The sequence below is a fragment of the uncultured Clostridium sp. genome (assembly GCF_947072515.1).
GTDB lineage: Bacteria > Bacillota > Clostridia > Clostridiales > Clostridiaceae > Clostridium.
This window is the reverse complement of sequence record NZ_CAMTIG010000067.1, coordinates 1-15,440: the sequence shown is the minus strand read 5'-3', so window position 1 is coordinate 15,440 and position 15,440 is coordinate 1. Positions and strand designations below refer to the sequence as shown.

The 15,440-nt window shown below is 26.7% G+C and carries 16 protein-coding genes and 1 other annotated feature; of the genes, 14 read left to right on the top strand and 2 right to left on the bottom strand.

Annotated elements, in window-relative coordinates:
• Together Q0W06_RS16765 and Q0W06_RS16760 are read left to right on the top strand one after the other, a co-directional pair.
• Positions 1 to 288, top strand: a 288-nt coding sequence (locus Q0W06_RS16765) for a discoidin domain-containing protein (RefSeq protein ID WP_297638379.1), incomplete at its 5' end; no start/stop codon positions are given.
• A gap of 124 nt (positions 289 to 412) precedes the next feature.
• Entirely contained in the window at positions 413 to 997 is a 585-nt protein-coding gene (locus tag Q0W06_RS16760; protein WP_297638376.1) for a GerMN domain-containing protein, read from the top strand.
• 87 nt (positions 998 to 1,084) lie between these two features.
• Here Q0W06_RS16760 and Q0W06_RS16755 read toward each other — a convergent pair whose 3' ends face one another.
• Complete coding sequence (locus Q0W06_RS16755; protein WP_297638373.1) at positions 1,085 to 1,459, bottom strand: pyridoxamine 5'-phosphate oxidase family protein; 375 nt, start codon at positions 1,457 to 1,459, stop codon at positions 1,085 to 1,087.
• Between the two features lie 188 nt (positions 1,460 to 1,647).
• Here Q0W06_RS16755 and Q0W06_RS16750 point away from each other — a divergent pair, with 188 nt between their 5' ends.
• Together Q0W06_RS16750 and Q0W06_RS16745 are read left to right on the top strand one after the other, a co-directional pair.
• Positions 1,648 to 2,157 carry an Rrf2 family transcriptional regulator gene (locus tag Q0W06_RS16750; protein ID WP_297638370.1) on the top strand — a complete coding sequence of 170 codons (510 nt, stop codon included), beginning with the start codon at positions 1,648 to 1,650 and terminating at the stop codon, positions 2,155 to 2,157.
• Positions 2,158 to 2,248: 91 nt separating this feature from the next.
• The gene (locus Q0W06_RS16745; protein WP_297638367.1) at positions 2,249 to 2,866 is read left to right on the top strand and encodes a hypothetical protein; all 618 of its coding nucleotides are present in this window, start codon (positions 2,249 to 2,251) and stop codon (positions 2,864 to 2,866) included.
• Positions 2,867 to 2,940: 74 nt separating this feature from the next.
• Here the strand turns inward: Q0W06_RS16745 and leuS are convergent, their stop codons facing one another.
• Complete coding sequence (gene leuS / locus Q0W06_RS16740; RefSeq protein ID WP_297638364.1) at positions 2,941 to 5,385, bottom strand: leucine--tRNA ligase; 2,445 nt, start codon at positions 5,383 to 5,385, stop codon at positions 2,941 to 2,943.
• Between the two features lie 125 nt (positions 5,386 to 5,510).
• Positions 5,511 to 5,717, bottom strand: a binding site (T-box leader).
• Positions 5,718 to 5,908: 191 nt separating this feature from the next.
• Here leuS and Q0W06_RS16735 point away from each other — a divergent pair.
• The 10 genes from Q0W06_RS16735 (at position 5,909) to Q0W06_RS16690 (ending at position 14,898) form a co-directional block, all read left to right on the top strand.
• Positions 5,909 to 6,496: a hypothetical protein gene (locus Q0W06_RS16735; RefSeq protein ID WP_297638361.1), complete on the top strand. Its 588-nt coding sequence runs from the start codon at positions 5,909 to 5,911 to the stop codon at positions 6,494 to 6,496.
• Between the two features lie 38 nt (positions 6,497 to 6,534).
• Positions 6,535 to 7,098 carry a hypothetical protein gene (locus Q0W06_RS16730; protein ID WP_297638359.1) on the top strand — a complete coding sequence of 188 codons (564 nt, stop codon included), beginning with the start codon at positions 6,535 to 6,537 and terminating at the stop codon, positions 7,096 to 7,098.
• Positions 7,099 to 7,251: 153 nt separating this feature from the next.
• Complete coding sequence (locus tag Q0W06_RS16725; RefSeq protein ID WP_297638357.1) at positions 7,252 to 7,722, top strand: hypothetical protein; 471 nt, start codon at positions 7,252 to 7,254, stop codon at positions 7,720 to 7,722.
• A 208-nt stretch (positions 7,723 to 7,930) separates the two neighbouring features.
• Entirely contained in the window at positions 7,931 to 9,067 is a 1,137-nt protein-coding gene (locus Q0W06_RS16720) for a histidine kinase (protein WP_297638355.1), read from the top strand.
• Entirely contained in the window at positions 9,060 to 9,677 is a 618-nt protein-coding gene (locus Q0W06_RS16715; protein WP_297638353.1) for a response regulator transcription factor, read from the top strand. The genes Q0W06_RS16720 and Q0W06_RS16715 overlap by 8 nt, the downstream gene beginning before the upstream one ends.
• Positions 9,678 to 9,830: 153 nt before the next feature.
• A complete protein-coding gene (locus Q0W06_RS16710) occupies positions 9,831 to 10,478 on the top strand; it encodes a YitT family protein (protein WP_297638350.1) in 648 nt (215 codons plus the stop codon).
• Positions 10,479 to 10,703: 225 nt separating this feature from the next.
• Positions 10,704 to 11,252 carry a hypothetical protein gene (locus Q0W06_RS16705; RefSeq protein ID WP_297638347.1) on the top strand — a complete coding sequence of 183 codons (549 nt, stop codon included), beginning with the start codon at positions 10,704 to 10,706 and terminating at the stop codon, positions 11,250 to 11,252.
• Positions 11,253 to 11,379: 127 nt separating this feature from the next.
• Positions 11,380 to 12,792 (top strand): hypothetical protein, encoded by a 1,413-nt coding sequence (locus Q0W06_RS16700; protein ID WP_297638344.1) that lies wholly within the window; start codon positions 11,380 to 11,382, stop codon positions 12,790 to 12,792.
• Positions 12,793 to 12,806: 14 nt separating this feature from the next.
• Complete coding sequence (locus tag Q0W06_RS16695; RefSeq protein WP_297638341.1) at positions 12,807 to 13,505, top strand: OmpA family protein; 699 nt, start codon at positions 12,807 to 12,809, stop codon at positions 13,503 to 13,505.
• Positions 13,506 to 13,515: 10 nt separating this feature from the next.
• On the top strand, positions 13,516 to 14,898 hold the full coding sequence (locus tag Q0W06_RS16690; RefSeq protein ID WP_297638338.1) for a hypothetical protein: 1,383 nt from the start codon (positions 13,516 to 13,518) through the stop codon (positions 14,896 to 14,898).
• Positions 14,899 to 15,440: the final 542 nt, after the last annotated feature.

Genomic DNA, 15,440 nt, shown 5'->3' with positions numbered 1-15,440 from the left:
ATAACAATAGATTTAGGTAGTGAAAAACTAGTAAGTGAAGTATTAATGTCACATGCAGAAGCTGGTGGAGAGTCAGCAGATATGAATACACAAAAATACACAATTGAAGTAAGTTCTAATGGTAAAGATTTTACAGAAGTTGCATCTATAGATAAAAATGCAGCGGGAGAAACTGTTGATACATTTAAAGCTACAAAAGCACGTTATGTTAGAGTAAATACAATTAAGCCTACACAAGGTTCAGATCAAGCAGTAAGAATTTACGAAGTTCAAGTTAGAGGGCAATAAAAATTATATAAGAGAGTAGGGTAAGTGGAATAGAGAAAATCTATTCCACTTATTTTTTGCATATAAATTGAAATTTTATAATAGAGTGAAGAGAGAACTTTATAGAGTAATAAAAGGAGAAAATATGAAGAAGATATTTAGTTTATGTTGTATTGGGATTTTAATATTGGCTTTAGGTGGGTGTGGATCAGAAGAAAAATCAGATACAATTAAGCCAAACAACAACCAAGAAACAGAAGAAAATAAAAATAATTTATCCAATAAAGAAGATTCAGAGAGTAAAGATAAGGAAGTAGAAAACAAAGAAGAAAAAATAGAAAAAGAATTTAAATTATATCTATTTAATACTAATGAATTAAAGGAAGAAATAATAACAGAAAAATTGAAGGTAGAAGATAAGTCTGTTATAAAAACTTTAACAGAAGCGCTAAAGCTAGAAACGAGAGAAGCTAAATTTATGAAATTACCTAAAGAGGCAGAGATAAAATCAGCATCTATTAAAGATGGAATATTAACAGTCAATTTTTCAAAAGACTTTTTGAAAGAAATGACTTTAGGAACGGCGACAGAAAGTGGATTAATATCCATGCTAGTTAACACGTATGGGCATGGAGTAGAAGTATCAAAAGTGAGAATAGAATTTAATGGGAATATTTATCAAGGACTTGGTGAAGAAATAGAGAAAAATGGATATTTTATAGTTAAATAATTATAAAAATAAAGTGATGAAAGAAAGCTATATCAAAGTAAAAATTATTTTGATATAGCTTCTTTTTAATATATTGACTTTTTAAGATTAAAGAAGTTGCTTTGCAGAACTAACTGTTATTTCTAGAACTCTGCTTAAGAATGGGAATTTATTTTTCATCATTTCAAAATCTTCACCAGATGTGATGAATTTTGCAGTTCCTTCAAGTAGGAAACCAGTTCCTTGATAATTATTAAAGCCCATAACTTCTTTACTACCTAAAGTAACTTTTACTTTATTATTTACATTAACATCATTTTCAGTGCTGTGTAAACCAGCAGCTGGAAGTAAAATTTTATTATTATCTTTTGTTATTAAATATGAGTTCCAAGTGTTAGTTATATGAGGTTCGTCTACACCCCAAGAAACAATAGAAACTACTCCTTCATTTTTTAAAACTTCATTAAATTTTTCTGTAAACATATATATTCCTTCTTTCATAAATCAAAGATTCTGTTTATCGTCGATAAGTGTTATCTGTAATTAGAATATATTATTTTAGATATATTGTCAATAACTATATTTTGATAAATATGAATTAAAGATATTAACTTGAATGTAAATAAAGAATAGGCTATTATTAATAAAAAACATTAAAAGGAGAATAAAAAATGAAATTTTCAGTAGGCGTAGAATATGCAATGCATTGCTTATTATATATGGTAAAACTAGAAGGAAATAAATCGGTAGGAATAAAAGAACTAGCTAAATTTCAAGGAATTTCAGAAACTTATCTATCAAAAGTATACGGGAAATTAAGTAAATCGGGGATTGTAAAATCAGTACCAGGAGTAAAAGGAGGATATGCTTTAGCTAAATCAGCTGAGGATATAAGTTTTTGGGATGTAGTTGAATCAATAGAAGGAAAAGAGCCTTTTTTTCAATGCGCAGAGATAAGACAAAATAATATTTTAGTAGATAAAGAAAATTTATCGGAAGAATATACAAGTTGTCCATGTCTTATAAAAGTTGTAATGGTAGAAGCAGAGGAGAAAATGAGAGAATATTTAAAAGGGAAAACTTTAGCATGGCTATATGATGAAGTATATAATAAAAAGCTTCCTAAAAGTGAGGAAAACAATATGATTCAATGGTTTAATGAGAGAATAAAAGGAAAGTAACAAAATTTTAAATAAGTAAGTAAAATTTTGTAGTATAGTATAAATAAGTAAAGATAATATAAATGAAATTTACAAAAGAGGGGGAAAAGGAATGAAAAAAGGTGTAAAAGTACTTATAGGAATAATTATCGCTCTAATTATCATAATAGTTGGTGTTTTTGCAGTATATTACATATCATTTAAACCAAATACGGAAACAGTATCAGTTGCTACAGCAAGTGAAAGTAGTGCAAATGCAGTACTTCAAAAATTTACTCCTGAATATATAGAGAATAATGCTAAAAATTTAGGTAATGGTAAAAAAGAGATTTCATTATCTTCAGATGAGTTATCTAATCTTGTTGCATACACAGTTTCACAAAGTCCATCTATCTCAAAATATGTAACTGGGGTTAAAATACAACCAGAAAATGATAATGAAGTAGATATGTATGTAACTGGAGATCTAAAAGGAGTTTCATCACAAGCTAAATTAACATTTGAAGTAGAAAATAAAAATGGGCAAACTGTTTTAGAGTATGAATCAGGTAAAGTTGGATTTATTTCGATTCCAGAAAATGAACTGTTTAGTAGATTACATGATAATAACTATATAACAGTTAATAGTCTAGACGGAACAATAGCTATTAATCCTACGGCTATAAGTGGACAAACAATAGCAGGAATGAGGGTTAGCAATTCAAATTTAAATATCATATTTAACTCTTAAAAATAATTAGAGTAAAAATATATTAAAGAAAGGGCTGTTAGAAAAAATCTAACAGCCTTTATTATAATAGAAAATTATTTTACAACGATGTTAACAAGTCTTCCTTTAATAACGATAACTTTAACAACAGTTTTTCCTTCAGTAGCAGCTTTTATGTTTTCATCATTTAAAGCAGCTTCCTTAATTCCGTCTTCATTTAAGTCAGAAGGAATGTTTATTTTAGCTTTAATTTTCCCATTAACTTGGATAGCTATTTCAATTTCATCTTTAACTAAAGCTTTTGGATCAAATTCAGGTAACATTTCGTTAAACACTGAAGTTTCCATTCCTAAAAGGCTCCATTGCTCTTCAGAGAAGTGAGGTGCAAATGGTGCAAGAATTTTAACGAAATCTTTAGCAACATTAGTTAAGTATTCTACATTTTTAACTTTTTCATTGTTGTATTTTGATAATGCATTAACAAATTCCATCATTCTAGCAATTGCAGTATTAAATTGCATTTTTTCAGTATCATCTGTCATACCTTTAATAGTATTGTGTAACCAGAAATTAAGTTCTTTTTCAGCTTTATCAACAGTTGTTTTAGTTTCACCAGTTTTAGCTTCTCTAGTTTGCTCTAATGATCTTTCAATTCTATCTACAAATCTTCCAACAGATTTAACTCCATCATCACTCCATGCTCCACCTTCAGTGTAAGCAAATCCAAACATTAAGTACATTCTAAATACGTCTGAACCATATTCAGTAATATAATCGTCAGGAGAAATTGTATTTCCTTTTGATTTACTCATTTTAAGCCCATCAGGCCCTAAAATTAATCCTTGATGAGTTAATGATTTAAATGGTTCATCAAATGATAAGTATCCCATATCTCTTAATGCTTTAGTTATAAATCTAGCATATAAAAGATGCATACAAGCATGTTCAGGTCCTCCAACATACTTATCAACTGGAAGCATTTGATTTATAAATTTTGGATCAAATGGAGCATCTGCATTTTTATTATCAGGATATCTTAAGTAGTACCATGATGAACATACAAAAGTATCTAGTGTATCTGTTTCTCTTTTAGCTGGTTTTCCACAACAAGGACAAGTTGTATTAACAAAATCCTCAGATTTAGCAAGTGGAGATTTTCCATCTGGAGCAAACTCTACATCATAAGGTAATTGTACTGGTAATTGATTTTCAGGAATTGGAACAATTCCACAATCATCACAGTAAACTATAGGAATTGGAGCACCCCAATATCTTTGTCTTGAAACTAACCAGTCTCTTAATCTAAAGTTTACTTTTTGCTCACCTAAATCTTTTTTAGCTAAAGCTTCTACTATTTTAACTTTTGCTTCAGCAGTAGTTAGTCCATCAAATTCTCCTGAATTAACTAAAATACCATGTTCGCAGAATGGTAATTCTGTTTCAGAACCATCTTTAGCAGCAATAACTCTGTTTATTGGTAAATTGAATTTTTTAGCAAAAGCAAAATCTCTTTCATCATGTGCAGGAACAGCCATAACAGCTCCAGTTCCATAAGTTGCAAGAACATAATCACCAATCCAAATTGGAACTTCTTTTCCGTTTATAGGGTGAATTGCATATGCACCTGAGAATATACCAGTTTTTTCTCTAGTAATTGATTGTCTTTCGATATCAGATTGCTTCTTAGCCATTTCTACATACTCTTCTACTAAATCTTTTTGCTCAGTAGTAACAATTTCATTAACTAATGGGTTTTCAGGAGCTAAAACAACATAGTCAACGCCACATAAAGTATCAACTCTTGTAGTAAATACATTAAAGTTTAAGTCTGAATCTTTAACTTTAAAAGTAACTTCAGCTCCAGTACTTTTACCAATCCAGTGTTTTTGCATAGCAACAGTTTTTTCTGGCCAATCAAGAGTATCTAATTTTTCTAATAATTCATCAGCATAATCAGTTATTTTGAAGAACCATTGAGTAAGGTCTTTTTTAGTAACTTCAGTATCACATCTTTCACAACAACCATCGTGAACTTGCTCATTTGCAAGAACAGTTTGACATGAAGGACACCAGTTTACAGGAGCTTTCTTTCTATAAGCTAAACCTTTTTCATAAAGTTTTAAAAATAACCATTGAGTCCATTTATAGTAATCTTCTGAACAAGTTACTAATTCATTTTCCCAGTTGAACATAGCTCCCATAGCTTTTAATTGTTCTTCCATTTTAGCAATATTTTTAATAGTTGAATCTTTAGGATGGATTCCAGTTTTTATAGCAAAGTTTTCAGCTGGTAATCCAAAGGCATCAAATCCCATTGGTTGGAATACGTTGTATCCTTGCATTCTTTTAAATCTAGCCCATGTATCAACTGGTCCATAGTTAAACCAATGCCCTGCATGTAGTTGACTTCCTGAAGGATAAGAGAACATTTCTAAAACGTAAAGTTTTTTATCTAAATTTGATTTATCAAATTTATAAAGATTTTCATTAGCCCATTTATCTTGCCATTTTTTATCAATATTAGTTCCGTAGTTTCCCATAATATTGAACCTCCTCGATATTATATTTAGATTACAAAAGATAAGATAATGTTAAAGATATAATTAAATTTAAAATCTAAGTTAAAATTATGATTTTAAATATAAAAAAACCCCTCATCTCTATTGAAAGAGACGAAAGGTAAAATTTCCGTGGTACCACTCTTATTAAGAATATAAAATTCTTCACTTATTTAAATAACGGATATGAATCCGTACCTGTTTACACAAGTAAGCTCATAGACAAGTTCCTATGTAAGTAATGTTAATTTGCACCAAACATTAACTCTCTAAAAATACCAAATCATAGTACTACTTCTAATCATAGCAATAACATATATAATTGTAATCATTTGAATATAATTATATTTAAAATTTTTAAGTAAGTCAATAATAAATAAGATTGGAAGGAGAGTTACTTATATTCATAAAATTATAATTTTATTCATTTAATGGTAAAAATAGATGATAATATTATGTTATGTAAAAGTGGAAATATAATTAAATGATAGAAGAGGTGAGCTGAATGAATATAGGGGGCTGGATATGGTTTTTTATTATAGGTATTTTAAGTATTGGGTATGTAGGGGCAGAATTAGGAGAACAAAGGAAGTTTTATAAAATATTTATGGGAGCTTTTAATAGTGAAAAAGTTATTATAAAAGAAAAGAATGGATTAGAAGGAAGAGTTAAAAAAACAAAATTAATTTTATGGATTTTTTTAATAGTAATTATAATTGTAGGAGTAGTAGATATAATTACATCGAATAACTCAATGATAACGCCTTTTGATATTTTTTTATTTTGTCCAGTTTATAGTATACGCTCAAAGGAGCGAACATTCTTTGTACTTTTAGAAGAGGAAATAATGATTTTTGGAAATAAAAAACCTTTGAAATATAAAGATATAAAATATGTTGAGCTTTCATCAAGAAGGAATAATACCGTAGAATATATAGAATTAGAATTAATAGATAGGGAATATAATGAAACAAGATTTAAAGTTAAGTTAGATAGGATAGAAGAGGTAATAGATATTTTAAATGATAAAGGAGTATCAACAGCTAGAGTCTTATCACAGTTAGAGAGCCGAAATAGATTAAATATATCTTAGAAAATATATTTTGGAATTATAGAAAAAGGTGGATGATTATGTTTAATAAAATTATATTCGGTATATTTATAGTATTTTATATTGGGATTTTAAGTTGGCATATTAGAAATTTGAATAGATATAGTTTATTTATAGAAAAATTTAAATATCAGGATTCTAAGGTAGGTAGTAAAGAAAATTTAGAGAAGTATATAAAAAGAGATAAAAGAGTTTTGTGGATAAGTGGAATTATGTTATTGCTAATAATAGCAATAAGTTATATATATAAGCAGTGGGACTTTGGTTTATTAATAGTATCAATAAGTCTGCCAGGAAACTTGATGAAATCTTGTTATAATGCAGATAAATGTTATATAATGAATGATGGTAAAATAACATTTATCTTTCCTAAAGCAAGGTCAATAAAATATGATGAGATAAGATATGTAAAGGTATCAGAATTAAATAAAAGTAAGACAAATTATAAAAAAAGGCTAACTTTTTTATTGAAGGATTATAGTACAATAAATATTCGAATAAAATCAGAGGAATTAGGATTAACAGTTGATTTTTTAGAAAATGAAGGAATAAAAATATATGGAAGTTTAGAAGGGAATATATAGTGTTAGAAGAGAGTTATGGTATTAAATCTCTTTTAAATTTATATGATAAGTAAAAGTGAAAAATCATGACTGAATATATGACTTTAGTAACAATACAAAGTATTCTTTTAAAATTATAATTAACTCATAACTTAAAGAAAAGAGGAAATGAATATGAATATGAGTACAGTAGGAATTATTTTAATACTTATAATATATAAAGGCTTTGTAAGTGCTAAGGCAGGAAAAACCAAAAAAGTAAAGGAAGGAATATTTATTTTACCATTCGTATTTTTATATTTAGCAGTTGAACAAATGAAGTCAGTAAATATAGGAGTGGGAACTATTAGTTTTATAGCAATTTGTATTGTAATAGGTGCAGCAGTAGGTTTATTTAGATCAAGATTTTATAAGGTTTTAGTAAATGAAAATGGTGAAATTGTTTATAAAAGAGAAGTTTGGGACATTTTAATATTAGTTGTATACTTAGTAATAAAAATAGCATTAGATTTTAGTATTGGATACTTTGATAAAAATCTTGTTAACTCAGTAGAAGCAGGAGCATTATTTATGGCTTGTGCATCAATAGCAGTAAGAAAATTAAAAATTTACGTTGAAGCTAATAAATTAAAAGGAATTGCATAGATTTAAATAATTAAATAAAATAAAAAATATTAAAAAGAAAGCTTTAATTCATCCAAGTTTTAAAAGAAGTTGGAGAGAGATTGAAGCTTTTTTAGTATGAAATTTTAAGTTTTTATAACAGTCGGATTGATAGGAAAACTTTTTGATATACTAATAGTAATTATGGAAGTAAAAACAAATTATAGAAAGATATATAAGGATAAATAATATGGGAAGAAAACTTGGATTTTTAAAATTAGAAATAATAATAATAGGGATAAACTTTTTAGCAGTAATAGTACAACCACAAGAAGGATTTAAATATGTATTTGAATTTATAGTAGCTGCAATAATAATTTTAGCATTGTTATTTAAAACAAAGGTAAAGGATGAAATACAAGAAACAATACTAAATGGCTTTGTATTAATTTTTTGTATAGGAAGTTATATAGTAATGCCTAATATTTCAAGTGTATATTTTTATTTAGCAGTAATAGATGCAATGCATATGAAAAAAAATAAATTGAAAATAATATCAATTGGATTACCCATTATTGGATATGCAGTATCAATTTTACTAGGAGGAATAGTAAGCCAAGATTTAACAGTAATTCATGCACTTAAAAATATGTTTGTAATAATGGTTCCATATGCAATATTTATATTAATAATCATTGCATTTCATATTAGAGGCGAAGATAAAATTACAATAAGAAAATTAAATGAAGAATTATTAGAACAAAATAAAAAGCTTAAAGAATATTCAGAGCAAGTGGAAGTGCTTACCTTGGAAAAAGAAAGAAATAGAGTGGCTCAAGAGTTACATGATTCATTAGGACATTATTTAATGGCAATTTCAATGCATTTAAATATGCTAGAAAAGGTTAAAAATGAAGAAAAAAGAGCAGAGGTATTTTTAAAGACAAAGGAATTAGTAAAGGAAAGCATTAAAGAATTAAGAGAAACTGTATATAAATTAAAAGAAGAAGCTAATATTTCATTTAAAAATAGAATCGAAAATTTAGAAGAGAATTTTAAAGATGAAGTAAAATTTATAAATAATATAGACTTTGAATTTGAAAAAGAATCAAGAGAAATAAAAGAAGCATTATACATAACTATAAAGGAATGTATAACGAATGGATTAAAACATGGAAATAGTACAGAGTTTATAACAGACATACAAATAAAAGAAAAAATTGTTTTTGGAATAAAAAATAATGGAATATCACCAAAGGAAATAAAAATGTCTAATGGCCTTTTAGGAATAAGAAAAAGAATAGAAAATATAAATGGATGGGTTTTATTTGAAGTAAATGATGGATTTACAGTACGAGGAGAAATAGAAAGGAGTAAAAATGATTAAAGTAGCGATTATAGATGACCAAAAAATTATAAGAGAAGGATTAAAATTAATCTTATCTTTAGATGAAGAAATAGAAGTAGTTGGAGAAGGTGAAAATGGTTTAGAGGGAGTAGCCTTGTGTAGAGATAAAGATATAGATGTAGTTCTAATGGATATAAGAATGCCAAATGTAAATGGAGTAGAAGGAACTAAATTAATATGCGAATTGAAAAAAGAAATAAAAGTTTTGATTCTAACGACATTTAATGAAGATGAATATATATTAAGTTCAATAAAAAATGGAGCAAGAGGATATCTTTTAAAAGATGCAGATCCAGATGAGATAATAAATGGTATTAAGCAAGTATATAAAGGTAATATGCTTATTCATCCAGAAATAGCATTGAAAATAGCTGGACTTCTTAGCGCAGAAAAAGAAGAAGTGAACTTAGAAGAACTTACTAATAGAGAGAAAGAAGTAGCAAAGCTTATAGCTGATGGATTAAATAATAAGGAAATTGGAGAAAAACTTTATTTATCTGAGGGAACAGTTAAAAATTATGTAACAAAAATATTGGATAAATTGGAAGTGAAAAATAGGACAGAAATTGCATTAAAATTGAAAAGATAGCAAAGTAGGTAGGAAGTAAGACGAAATAAGAGATAAAGTGATGAACAAATCTAATAGTCTCCATTAAATGAGAATAGTCAATATTAGTAAATAAGCAGAGAAGGGCGTAATGGGGTATAATAGAGATATCAAAGAAATTAGGAGAGTGATATTGTGATATCGGCCAGGCAGAATGCTAGAAGCATAGTTCTAGTTATATTAGGAGCTACGATTTTAGCGTTTGGAAGTTATAATTTAAATTTTCAAAACGATGTAACAGAAGGAGGAGTTTTAGGTTTAATGTTATTATTACAAAACCTATTTAATTTTTCACCATCTATTACAAGTATCGTTATTGATTTTACACTATTTTTTATAGGGATGAAGTTCTTTGGTAAAAGATTTATGATGTTAGCATTCTTATCAACAATTACTTTTTCGGTAACATATAGAATGTGGAGCAGCATAGGATTTATCATTCCAAGTTTAGCAAGCAGTATGATTTTAGCAGGAATACTATCAGGTGTTGGTGTTGGTGTTGGAGTCGGACTGGTACTAAGAGCTGGGGGTGCATCAAGTGGGGATGACGTAGTTGCAATTTTAGGTGAAAAATTTACTAAGTTAAAAATGAATCACATATATTATATTAGCGACGTAATTGTTCTTGCATTATCATTAACTTATTTAGGATTTGACAAAATTATATATTCAGTTATAGCTGCTGTAGTAAGCGGTAAGCTTGTAAGTATCATATATAAATTTGGTAGAAAAAAGGGTTCTAAAGTAGATGCACATGTACATGCGGATAAAGCATTTGCATAATATCTTAAATTAGGCTTTATTAAATTCTAAATACTAGATTATTAATAAAACAATATAGTTAAACTATTAAAAAATACATTTGTAATGAAAATAGGTTTTATAAGATAATTATAAAACCTATTTTTATTGCAAAAATTATTAAGAAAAACTTATAATAATGAATTATGGTTGAATTAAACGTAAAAATATATAATATTAAAAGAAGGTGAAAGGAGTAAATGTTAGATGGAAAATAAAAGTATTAAGCCCAAAAGGCATAAAGTAGTAAATATTTTTACTGTAATAGTTTTAGCTATCGCGACTATTTTAGCAATAGGTTACATAGAAAGAGCGTTATTTTTCTCAACTCCAGAGACAACGATAAGGAATTTTTATGGAGCTATTTCAAACAATCAATTAGAAAATTGTATCTCTTATACAGATATTGAGGATACTTTAAATGCTCAGGTTAAAGATCAGACTCAAAGAGATCAAGTTATGCAAACTTTTTTGAAGCAATTTAATATTAATGAGAGAACAATTCATATTAAATTACTTCAAATTCAAAGAGTGTCAGGAAATGATCAAACAGCTGTATATAATGTGAAATATGATACAGATATAACATATAAAAATGGATCAACATATACAGGTACAGAGTCAGATACATTGACATTAACAAACATTAGGGGGAAATGGAAAATTACTAATGGAAATGCTATGTATAAAGCATTATCACAAATAATGACTAGTGTAATTGAAGGACAAAATGATGTCCTTGGTGGAATAAAATAATTAAAAATCTCAATCAATTAAATTTGATTGAGATTTTTTTTATTTTAAGAATACAGAATATTTAATAAGATACAGTAATAAAAATAATACTAATATAATATTTCTAATAAAAAGAAGGGAGAATAAAATGGGAGTTTTAGGAGAATTGATAAAATCTTTTTTTGAACAAGGGATTATAGGTTGGGTTGTTATTTTAATAATAGTGGTATTAGGTGTATATAACATAGTTTTGAATATTAGAATGAAAAGTTTTTATAATGATTTATTATGTCAGTTTGAAGAAGCAGAAGTAATAAATAGTTTTGGAGAAAAAAGTTTCGCAGATGGACCACTTTTAGAAATATCAGAAGATTTTAAACGAGGAGCAAAAAGAGGAATAGAAAATATAAATACAGAAGTTTTAATATTAAAAAATTTAAAAGGGTTAAATAAAGTAAATGAAAAATGGTTAACTATAATTCCAGCATCTGCAATAGCATTAGGACTTTTAGGAACATTTTTAGGATTAACTGTATCAATACATGGAACTAATGGAGTTTTAGAATCTGGTGTAAAAACAATGGAAGTCTTTTTAGAGAAAATGAGTATTCCATTACAAGGAATGTCCAGTGCGTTTTGGACAAGTATTTTTGGAGTAATAGTTTCATTAGTTTTAAATGCAATGAATACACAAGCAAGAAGAGTGAAAGAAAATTTTTATGATGAAATAGAAAATTATTTAGATAATACTTTATATGGAGAATATTCATATAGTTTTGTAACACAGTTTGAAAAATTTAATGAGATAGTATCACAATCAATGATTCGTTTAGCTGGTGATATGAGAGAGTTATTTATGAATGGGGTAAATGAATTAGTAACTAATATAAATAAAAATACATTAGACATGACAAATACTGCAAAAGAGTTAAGTTCTTATGCAGAAGATTTTGGACAGGTTATAGAAAATTTAAGTGAAACTATAAATAGCTTTAATACGCCAATAGATAGATTTAGAGAATCTATAAATGAATTTACTCTGACAACAGAGAAATTAGAAGGAATAATGAATGGATCAATAGAGAGATTAGAAGATAAAATAGAATATTTGGCAGGAGTTATAGGGAATTTAGAGCAAACAGATAAGGAAAAAAATATAATTTTTGAAAATACATTATATGAAGTAAGGGAAAGTAGAGATACATTGAAAGAAACATATTTAGATATAATGTCTGTTCTTCAAAGTGTTAATACATCAATATTAACAAGAGATGAAAATCTATACAATGAAGTGAAAGACTTAAATAGTGGATATGAAAGATTTGAAGAGATGACTGTAGAATTTAAAAATAGTATAGAAGGGTTGCAAGGGAAAATAGAAAATGGAGTTAAGAACTCTGTTCAAACAGGATTTAATAAAGTTGCAGATGAAATAGTAAATGAGCTTAAAGAAGTAATAGAAGACATTAATGAAGGAATAAATTCATTAAGTATGAATACACAAACAATTGGAAGATTAGTGAAAGCTACAAATGACTGGATTGATATTAGAAAAGAATAGGAGGAAATAGGTATATGAAATTAAGAAGTAGAATTTATAAGTCTAGAGAAGAAGAAGCTTCATATTGGCCTTCCTTTGTAGATGTAATGACTACCATAGCATTAATCTTTTTCTTTCTTATGATAGTTGCAATGGGACTATCAAGTTTATTTGTAGATAATATTTCGGTAAAAAGAGAAGAAATTTATAGTAAGATACAAGAAAACTTAGATAGTAATAGGGTTGATGAAAATATAATGTATTTTGATAGAGAAGAAGGAAAAATGATTTTAAATACAGAAACTTTTTTTGATACTGGAAAATGGGATTTGAAAAAAGATGGAAAAGTAATGGCAAATCAATTAGGAAATATATTTGAAAGCATTTTACTAGAAGAGGATTTATCAGAAGAAATTGAATATATAGAAGTGGTAGGACATACAGATTATGCAGGCAATACTATTGAAAATAGAAAATTATCAACAGAAAGAGCTATGAGTTTTTTAAATGAAATGGTAAAAATGGATAGTAATATTGAAAATGAGTTTGGAGGAAAATTTAAAGCTTCTGGAATGTCAGAGTTTGAGACGAATCCTAAAAAAGAAGATAGAGACAATGAAAGATATACAGCAGAAGATGAAGATTCAGTTGCTAATCAGAGGAAGATAGAAATTAAAATGATATTTTCTAATAAAGATTTAGAAGAGGCAATAAAAAATAGAAAAAATAAATAAGGTGAAATAAATGAGAATAGATGAAAAGAAGGTTATAAGGTGGATAGATAGAGAGTACAAAGAAGAAGCTATAAAAATGATTGGGTATTTAAAAAAGAAATCTATTCCATATAAAGAATTAAAAAAAAATAGAGTCATGAGAGCTTCTCTAGTATGGATATTAAAACATAAAGGGTATACTTATCTAGGAAATAAGATTTATAGATTATTTAATAGAAAAGAAATAGACTATAAAGAAGTATACGAGGCATTAATAAACTCAAATATTATAGCAAGAAAAAATATTCATATGGTAACGGATATAGATTTAGAAAAAGGAATACAATTTAAAGAGGAAAAGGGAATAAAGAAAAGATACTTTATTAAACTACTTCAAGATAACTATCCTTTTAAAATAAAGTATATAAGTAATGAGTACAATGGATTTGTAAATGTCTCATTTAAAAATAAAGAATTTATAGGAGAAATAGAAGTAGAAATAAATATACCGGCAAATGTAAATTACAAGATTAATATTACAGAAACTATAGTAATTTATACGGATTATAAAATTAAGTTTATCCATTTTAATATAGGTAAAATAGAGAAGGAAGAAAATGGCATATATGATTTTAAACACATCAATAATATTTTAGCAGTAAAAGAAAGAACTAGAAGAATTATTGGAATAGACAGATCACAAAAATTTCTTAGAAAGACAGAAGATTATAGAATAGTAAGAGATTATATAGTGGATATAAAAAATATAGATATTGCATTTGAAGTATTTAGAAGTTATAAAAAATATATTGAGCATAGAGAAGGTGTATATCCCATTAGAAACTATAAAGAAATAATTCAGAGTTTCATAGATAGGGAAGAAAAAAATATAAAAGTAGCATACTTAATAGAAATATTTATAATAGAAAAATATTTATTAAATGAGAGTATGAAGAATTATCTAGAAATATCATATGAAAATAAGTATATGAGTGAGCTAACAGAAGAGGTTTTAGAAATTTTGAAATTCTCAGATTTTAATTTAAAGTTGAAAAAGAAATTCAATATACTAGATAATGAAACGCTAAAAGATTTTGAAGAAGGAAATGTTACTTTAGAAATGGCAAGTAAAATATTAGGTACAAAAGGAATTAGATACAGCGAAAAATTATTAAAAATAATTTATGATTTTTATCAGGAAACAGATGACGTAAAAGCCCTAGAAACAATAATACAAAAAAAGGGTAGTCATAGATTGAAAATAACTGATGGAGATATAGTGTCTTTAATAAATAAGAAAAGAGAAGGAATAGATATAAGTGATAGAATTATACTTCGTGGTGGAGAAAAATATATAAAATCAAATAATTATATTAAAGACACTATAGAGCGAATAAAAGGGAAAAATAAATAAAAAAATAAATAAAAATTAACACAAAAAATATGGATAAAACGTTAATAAGTAGTGTATAATTAAAATAAACGAATTATATAGAAAATTTAGTATATTAAAAGTATAGTCTGTGTCTTGGAAAATCGCTAATTACAAAATAGAGATACCATAATATACTTAAATTATAAAAATTCTTACTTTAAAATGAGTAAGAATTTTTTGTGTTTATAAATAAATTAATTTAAAGAAATGTATAATGAATAAGAAAAAAGGAAAAGCTTATTAATATATGATTCTAAATATACTAATATATTAAAGGTGTCGAATTTAGAAAGAATATGAAGAAATAAAAAGTGATTTTAATGAAAAATATAATAAAATAAAATTTTTTGAAAAATAGTGTTGACATATTTTTTGATATGATGCTATAATGAGCGAGTCGGAAAAATTGAAACAAGTTTTTCAAGACACAAGTTCTTTGAAAATTGCATAGTATATATGTTTGTTAATACAACAAAGCCAAGAAAAGATATTTATTATAAATACTATTCTTTGTAACTAAT

Bases quoted from the DNA above. Each gene is read 5' to 3' on its own strand.
- Q0W06_RS16760 (WP_297638376.1), top strand. From the start codon at position 413: ATGAAGAAGATATTTAGTTTATGTTGTATTGGGATTTTAATATTGGCT.
- Q0W06_RS16755 (WP_297638373.1), bottom strand. From the start codon at position 1,459: ATGTTTACAGAAAAATTTAATGAAGTTTTAAAAAATGAAGGAGTAGTT.
- Q0W06_RS16750 (WP_297638370.1), top strand. From the start codon at position 1,648: ATGAAATTTTCAGTAGGCGTAGAATATGCAATGCATTGCTTATTATAT.
- Q0W06_RS16745 (WP_297638367.1), top strand. From the start codon at position 2,249: ATGAAAAAAGGTGTAAAAGTACTTATAGGAATAATTATCGCTCTAATT.
- leuS (WP_297638364.1), bottom strand. From the start codon at position 5,385: ATGGGAAACTACGGAACTAATATTGATAAAAAATGGCAAGATAAATGG.
- Q0W06_RS16735 (WP_297638361.1), top strand. From the start codon at position 5,909: ATGAATATAGGGGGCTGGATATGGTTTTTTATTATAGGTATTTTAAGT.
- Q0W06_RS16730 (WP_297638359.1), top strand. From the start codon at position 6,535: ATGTTTAATAAAATTATATTCGGTATATTTATAGTATTTTATATTGGG.
- Q0W06_RS16725 (WP_297638357.1), top strand. From the start codon at position 7,252: ATGAATATGAGTACAGTAGGAATTATTTTAATACTTATAATATATAAA.
- Q0W06_RS16720 (WP_297638355.1), top strand. From the start codon at position 7,931: ATGGGAAGAAAACTTGGATTTTTAAAATTAGAAATAATAATAATAGGG.
- Q0W06_RS16715 (WP_297638353.1), top strand. From the start codon at position 9,060: ATGATTAAAGTAGCGATTATAGATGACCAAAAAATTATAAGAGAAGGA.
- Q0W06_RS16705 (WP_297638347.1), top strand. From the start codon at position 10,704: ATGGAAAATAAAAGTATTAAGCCCAAAAGGCATAAAGTAGTAAATATT.
- Q0W06_RS16700 (WP_297638344.1), top strand. From the start codon at position 11,380: ATGGGAGTTTTAGGAGAATTGATAAAATCTTTTTTTGAACAAGGGATT.
- Q0W06_RS16695 (WP_297638341.1), top strand. From the start codon at position 12,807: ATGAAATTAAGAAGTAGAATTTATAAGTCTAGAGAAGAAGAAGCTTCA.
- Q0W06_RS16690 (WP_297638338.1), top strand. From the start codon at position 13,516: ATGAGAATAGATGAAAAGAAGGTTATAAGGTGGATAGATAGAGAGTAC.